Source organism: Umezawaea endophytica (assembly GCF_025061645.1).
Taxonomy (GTDB): domain Bacteria; phylum Actinomycetota; class Actinomycetes; order Mycobacteriales; family Pseudonocardiaceae; genus Umezawaea; species Umezawaea endophytica.
On the sequence record NZ_JANYMP010000005.1, the window covers coordinates 404,378 to 410,786 of the forward strand.

The 6,409-nt window shown below is 71.8% G+C and carries 6 protein-coding genes; 4 read left to right on the forward strand and 2 right to left on the reverse strand.

The features are described 5' to 3' along the window. From panC to NZH93_RS13925, 3 genes are read left to right on the forward strand one after another with little or no spacing between them, the layout of a single operon-like run. A complete protein-coding gene (gene panC / locus NZH93_RS13915; RefSeq protein WP_259623458.1) occupies positions 1–858 on the forward strand; it encodes a pantoate--beta-alanine ligase in 858 nt (285 codons plus the stop codon). Positions 859–880: 22 nt separating this feature from the next. Next, complete coding sequence (locus NZH93_RS13920) at positions 881–2,170, forward strand: KamA family radical SAM protein (RefSeq protein ID WP_259623459.1); 1,290 nt, start codon at positions 881–883, stop codon at positions 2,168–2,170. Beyond that, a complete protein-coding gene (locus NZH93_RS13925; protein WP_259623460.1) occupies positions 2,167–3,423 on the forward strand; it encodes a pyridoxal phosphate-dependent aminotransferase in 1,257 nt (418 codons plus the stop codon). Before NZH93_RS13920 ends, NZH93_RS13925 begins: the two co-directional genes overlap by 4 nt. Here NZH93_RS13925 and NZH93_RS13930 read toward each other — a convergent pair. Next, positions 3,364–4,302, reverse strand: coding sequence for a helix-turn-helix transcriptional regulator (locus tag NZH93_RS13930; RefSeq protein ID WP_259623461.1), 939 nt, complete (start codon positions 4,300–4,302; stop codon positions 3,364–3,366). The genes NZH93_RS13925 and NZH93_RS13930 overlap by 60 nt on opposite strands. 306 nt (positions 4,303–4,608) lie before the next feature. After that, the gene (locus NZH93_RS13935) at positions 4,609–5,742 is read right to left on the reverse strand and encodes a BMP family lipoprotein (RefSeq protein WP_259623577.1); all 1,134 of its coding nucleotides are present in this window, start codon (positions 5,740–5,742) and stop codon (positions 4,609–4,611) included. A 325-nt stretch (positions 5,743–6,067) separates the two neighbouring features. Between NZH93_RS13935 and NZH93_RS13940 the strand changes: the two genes are divergently transcribed. Next, on the forward strand, positions 6,068–6,376 hold the full coding sequence (locus NZH93_RS13940; protein WP_259623462.1) for a DUF1540 domain-containing protein: 309 nt from the start codon (positions 6,068–6,070) through the stop codon (positions 6,374–6,376). The last annotated feature ends 33 nt before the right edge of the window (positions 6,377–6,409 follow it).

Genomic DNA, 6,409 nt, shown 5'->3' on the forward strand with positions numbered 1-6,409 from the left:
TTGTCCAGAAGCGCCCTTGTCCGCTCCGTCGCGGAACTGGCCGAGGTGGTCGACCGAGGACGAGGGCCCGTGGCCCTCGTGATGACCATGGGGGCCCTGCACGCCGGGCACGCCGAGCTGATCCGCGCGGCCCGGCGCGAGGCGGCCACCGTCGTGGTCAGCGTCTTCGTCAACCCGCTCCAGTTCGGTGCCGCCGAGGACTTCGACCGCTACCCGCGCGACCTCGACGACGACCTGGAGCTGTGCTCCGCGGAGGAGGCGGACGTGGTGTTCGCGCCGACCGCGGACGAGGTCTACCCGGCGGGTGAGCCGATGGTCCGCCTCGACCCCGGTCCGGTGGCCCGCACGCACGAGGGCGCGCTGCGGCCGGACCTGTTCCCCGGCATCCTCACCGTCGTCACCAAGTTCTTCCACCTCGTGCGGCCCGACGTGGCCGTGTTCGGGGAGAAGGACGCCCAGCAGCTCGCGCTCGTCCGGCGGATGGTCGCCGACCTGAACTTCCCGGTCCGGATCGTCGGCGTGCCCACCGTCCGCGAACCCGACGGGGTGGCCATGTCCAGCCGCAACGCTTACCTCTCCCCCGCGGAGCGGGTCACCGCCCGTTCCCTGTCCCGAGCGTTGCGCGCGGCGCGGGACCACCGGGACACGACGGCGAACGCGCTCGCCGCGGCCACCGGGGAACTGGAGGCCGCGACCCGGCTCGACCCGCCGCTGCTCGTCAAGTCGCTGACCATCGTGGACGCCGAGACCTTCGCCGTCGCCCCGGAGGACTTCCGCGGCGCCGCGGTGCTGGGCGTGATCGCCAGGGTGGGTGACACGCACCTGGTCGACCACCTGCCCGTCGTCATCGGCGACTGATCCCCGAAGAGGTGGCTGCTCGATGCCGAACACCCTGGAGGGCACGCGGTTCCACGCGTACGGCCCGCGGCACCTCGACGCGATCGCGCGGCGCTACGGCCTGCCGGCGGACGTCCGCGAGTCCATGCGGCGGGTTTCCCTGGTGCTCCCGTTCCGCGTCAACGACTACGTGCTCGACAACCTCGTCGACTGGCGGTCCGTGCCGGACGACCCGATCTTCCAGTTGACCTTCCCCCAGCCGGGGATGCTGTCCACCGAGGACGAGCGGCGGCTGGGCTCGGTGACCGGCGCCGCGCTGCGGGAGGTGGTCGCCGACATCCGGGGCGGGCTCAACCCGCACCCGTCCGCGCAGTGGTCGAACGTGCCCGTGCAGGGCGGTGCGGCGGTGCCGGGGTTGCAGCACAAGTACCGGGAGACGGTCCTCTACTTCCCCCGCCAGGGCCAGACCTGCCACGCCTACTGCGCCTACTGCTTCCGGTGGGCCCAGTTCATCGGCGATCCCGAACTGCGGTTCGCCGCCCCGGACCCGTCCGGTCTGGTCTCCTACCTCCACGCGCACCCCGAGGTGCACGACGTCCTGGTCACCGGCGGCGATCCGATGGTGATGTCCGCCGAACGGCTCCGCGACCACCTGGTGCCGCTGCTGTCCGTCGACACCGTGCGCACGATCCGCGTCGGCACCAAGTCGGTCGCCTACTGGCCGCAGCGCTTCACCACCGACGACGACGCCGACGAGGTGTGCCGCCTGTTCGAGGACGTCGTCGCCTCCGGCAGGCAACTGGCCGTCATGGCGCACTTCAGCCACCCCCGCGAGCTGGGGACCGACGTGGCGCGGCACGCGTTGCGGCGGATTCGCGCCACCGGCGCGGTGGTCTACTGCCAGGCCCCGCTGATCGCCCACGTCAACGACGACGCCGCGGTGGTGGGCGAGCTGTGGCGGTCGGAGCTGTCGGCGGGTGCCGTGCCCTACTACCTGTTCGTGGCACGGGACACCGGGCCCCACGGGTACTTCAAGGTGCCGCTGGCGAGGGCGGTGGACATCTTCCGGACGGCGTACCGGACGGCGCCGGGACTCGCCCGCACGGTTCGCGGTCCGGTGATGTCGGCCGCGGCGGGCAAGGTCATCGTGGACGGCGTCGAGGACGGGCACTTCCAGTTGCGGATGGCGCAGGCCCGCGACCCGGCCCTGGTCGGCAGGCCGTTCCGCGCCCGCTACTCGGCCACCGCCGCCTGGCTCGACGAACTCGACCTCGCGCCCACCACACCACCGGACCTCGCCGCGGCGTGCCGTGGGACGGAGAGCGCCCCATGACCGTGTCGCCGAACCTCGCGCTCAACCAGTTGGTCGACCAGCGCCGCGCCAACGGGGAATCCCTGGTGCACCTGGCTTTCGGGGAGGCCCGGCTGCCCGTGCTGCCGGAACTGGCGCGGCAGCTCGCCGAGGGAGCCCGCCGGACCGCGTACGGACCGATCGCGGGCGGCGAGTCCGCCCGCGCCGCCGTGGCGGGCTACTTCAGCCGACGGCGGCTGCCCACGAGCGCGGACCAGGTCGTGCTCGCGCCGGGGAGCAAGGCGCTGCTGATGGCACTGCAACTCGCCGTGCCCGGCGACGTGGTGCTGCCGCGGCCCGCGTGGAACAGCTACGCCGCCCAGGCGGGGTACGCGGGCAAGCAGGTCATCGGGGTGCCGATCCCGGCCGCGTGCGGTGGTGTGCCGGACCCCGCAGCGCTGCGGCGCGCCGTCCGCGCGGCCAGGGCCCGTGGCCGTGATCCGCGGTTGCTGGTGCTCACCCTCCCGGACAACCCGACCGGCACGCTGGCGCCGCCCTCGCTGGTGCGCGAGGTGTGCGCCGTCGCGGCGGCCGAGGACCTGCTGATCGTGTCGGACGAGATCTACCGCGACCTCGTGCACGACCCCGTCGCGACGCCGTTCCTCAGCCCGGCCGAGGTCGCGCCGGAGCGGACCGTCGTGACGAGCGGCCTGTCGAAGTCGCTCGGCATCGGCGGCTGGCGCGTCGGGGTGGCCCGCTTCCCCGTGGGAGAACGCGGTCAGCGGCTCCGGGACGCCGTGGTGTCGGTGGCGAGCGAGGTCTGGTCGACCCTGGCCGGACCGATGCAGCACGTCGCCGAGTACGTCTACGCGGAGCCGCCCGAGATCCGCGACCGGCTCGCCGCCGGGGTCCGGCTGCACGGCGCGGTGGCCAGGGCGGTGCACGACGTCTTCACCCGGTCCGGCGCCACGTGCAGGCCGCCGACCGGCGGGTTCTACGTCTACCCCGACTTCGAGCCGGTGCGCGGGCGGCTGGCGGACCACGGCATCGCGGGCTCCGCCGAGCTGGGCCGACGGCTGCTGGACGACTCGGGCGTCGTCGTCCTGCCGGGGCACCTGCTCGGCGACGAGCCCCGCGGGCTCCGGTTCAAGGCCGCCACCAGCCTGCTCTACGGCGACGAGGACCAGCAGCGGCAAGCGCTGGCCGCCGACGACCCCGTCCGCCTGCCCCACGTCTCAGCCGTGCTGGCCCGGTTGGAGGAGGCCGTCACCCGTCTTCCCCCGACCCGGTCCTGAGGTCCGGCCCTCGCGGTCCGCGGGCGCCGGGACGTGCTCGGCGAGCCTGCTCAACCGCTGCTGGGTGGGCGTGCCGGGCACCGCGTGCAGCGAGCCCAGGCGCTGGGTCGACTGCGAGCTGACCATCAGCGCGCAGTCGAAGTCCAGGCGGCCCACCCGGTTGTCCAGCACGCTCATGCCCGGAGGGGAGAACCCGGCGACCCGGTGCTCGTCCCACATCCCCAGGAACTCCCCGCTCACCGCGCGCAGGTCCGCCACCAGCGCCGCCGCCGCGGCGTCGTGGCCGCGCTTGGCCACGATCATCCGCAGGTACGCGACGAAGTTGTGGCCGATGGCCTCCTGGCGCTCCGGCGGGTCCAGCACCGACCGGCGCCACCGGCCCCGGCCAAACCAGCACCAGAACAGGTTCCCCTCGCGCTCCGGCCTGCCCGCGACCCGCCCGAACAGCGTGGTGTGCAACGCGTTCTGCGCCGTGACGGTGCCCAGCTCGTCCGCGACGAACGCCGGGAACGTCGTCGTCACCGCCCGCATGACCGACAGCAGCCGGGGATCGGCGGCACCGCCCGGTTCGGCCACCGCGGGCTCGGCGTGCCCGGCCAGCAGGTACAGGTAGGCCCGCTCGTCCGGGTCCAGCCGCAGGGCCTGCGCCAGCCCGGCGAGGATGGCCGACGACGGCTGCGAGCCGCGCCCCTGCTCCAGCCGTTCGTAGTAGATCGTGGACATGTTCGCCAGGCGCGCCACCTCGTCCCGCCGCAGCCCCGGTGTGCGGCGCCGCCGACCGGCCTTCAGCCCCACCACGTCCGGTGACAGCGCGTCACGCCGCTGCCGCAGGAAATCGGCCAGCGCTTCCCGCGTGGTCGACTCGGCTTTCTCCCCCATCACCCGGTCCGCTCGTCACTGAGGTGAATGCCCAATTCAGCCAACCGGTACCCACAATCTGCGACTCGAACCCCGCGAATCGGCATTGCGCTGATCAAAATCCTGGTCCCGCGATACGCGGGCGTCAACCTCGCCACAGGGCGAATATTTGCCACCGCGGAACGGGAATGAACCGAGAGGATAATGACGACACCGGTCGGGCATCGGATCTTGGGGCGCCGTCGCCGCGGCGGACGCCGAATGGCCACGACGAGATCGCGCCAGGCCTCGCGGGAACGCGTCCCGCGAGGCCTGGCGCGCGAAGGACTACGGCTTGTCCGAGACCTTGATCCTGCCCTCGATGATCTGGGCCTTGTAACCCTCGAGGATGCCCTGCAACTCGGCGTCGATCTTGCCGCCGGACGTGGCGTAGCCGACGCCGTTCACCTTGAGGTCGAAGACCTTCGGCAGCGAGGCGAGGTCGTTCTTCGCCGCCGCGCGGAAGAAGTCGTACACCGCCACGTCGACGCGCTTGAGGCTCGACGCGACGATGACGTCCCTGGTGTCCGCGAGCGTCGGCTGGTTGTACTGGTCGGCGTCGCACCCGATCGCCAGCACACCGGCCTGCTTGACCGCGGAGAACACGCCGATGCCGGAGGCGCCCGCGGCCGGGTACACGACGTCCGCGCCCTGGTCGATCAGCCCCTTCGCGATCTCCTGGCCCTTGGCGGGGTCCTGGAAGCCGGTGAAGTCACCGGCCGGGGTGATGTACTTCTTGTCCACCTGGATCTTCGGCGCGGCGGTCTTGGCGCCCTGCACGTAGCCCGCCTCGAACTTCTGGATCAGCGGGATGTCGACGCCGCCGACGAAACCGACGTGGCACTTCTTGCTCTGGTACGCGGCCACGACCCCGGCCAGGAACGACCCCTCCTGCTCGGCGAAGACCAGCGGCGTGACGTTGGACGCGCCCTCGACGGCCGAGTCCACCAGGCCGAACTTGACGTTCGGGAACTCGGGCGCGACGACCTTCAGCGCCTCGGTGTAGGCGAAGCCGACACCGACGATCGGGTTGAAGCCCTCGGACGCGAGCCCGCGCAGGCGGGACTGCTTGAGCGACTCGTCCTCGTTCGGGGCCGCGGAGAGTTCGCGCGTGTTGTCCTTCGCGACCCCCATGTCCTTGATCGCCTGGTCGAACCCGGCGGCGGCGAGGTCGTTGAACGACGCGTCGCCGCGACCACCGATGTCGTAGGCCAGACCGATCTTCAGCGCGCTGCCGTCGACCTTCTCACCGTTGGCGGCGCTGGTGCCCGAGGTGGCGGGCGCGCTGGGCGGCGTCGAGAACTCGCACGCGGAACCAGCGGCCCCCGTCGACCCGGTGGCGCCGCCACCGGAGTCCTTCGCGCAGCCGCTCACCACCATCAGGCCGGTCAGCGCGACGGCGGCGACAGCGGTGCCACCCATACGACGGTGCACGGCTCGTCTCCTCCCTGCTCAGTGAGCAGACACGGCCCCTCACGGCGGTCCGGGGCGTCAGCGACGGACGGTACCTCCTCGACGTGACGGGCCCGGACGAGCGCTCAGCTACTGGGAACGGCGCCAGGCCGGTGTACGGGCACCTGAACGGGTGGAATAAGCCGAAAATCATTCGGAATATCCGCGAACGATCACGGTGAAATACCTGAAGGATAGGCTCTCCTAAATTGTCGCCGAATTGCGGGCACCCGAACCCGGTGGCATTGTTCGACCTACCGAACCTATTCCCACCACGGAAAAAGCAGGAGCGGACATGACCACCATCGAGAACCCGGCGATGCCCGCCGTCCACGAGTGCACCGTGAGCGGCTGCTCGTACAACCACGACGGCTGCCACGCCTTCGCGATCACCGTGCGGGGCGAGAACGGCGCGGCCGACTGCGGCACCTTCATCCCGCTGAACACCAAGGGAGGCCTGGACAAGGCCTTGGCGCAGGTGGGCGCGTGCTCGCGCACGGACTGCGTCCACAATGCCTCGCTGGAGTGCACCGCGAAGAGCATCCGCGTCGGCCAGGGCGAGGGCGACCACGTCGCGAACTGCCTGACCTACCAGCGGAACTGACCCGCGCCCACTTCCGTGCCGTCCGCCCGGAAT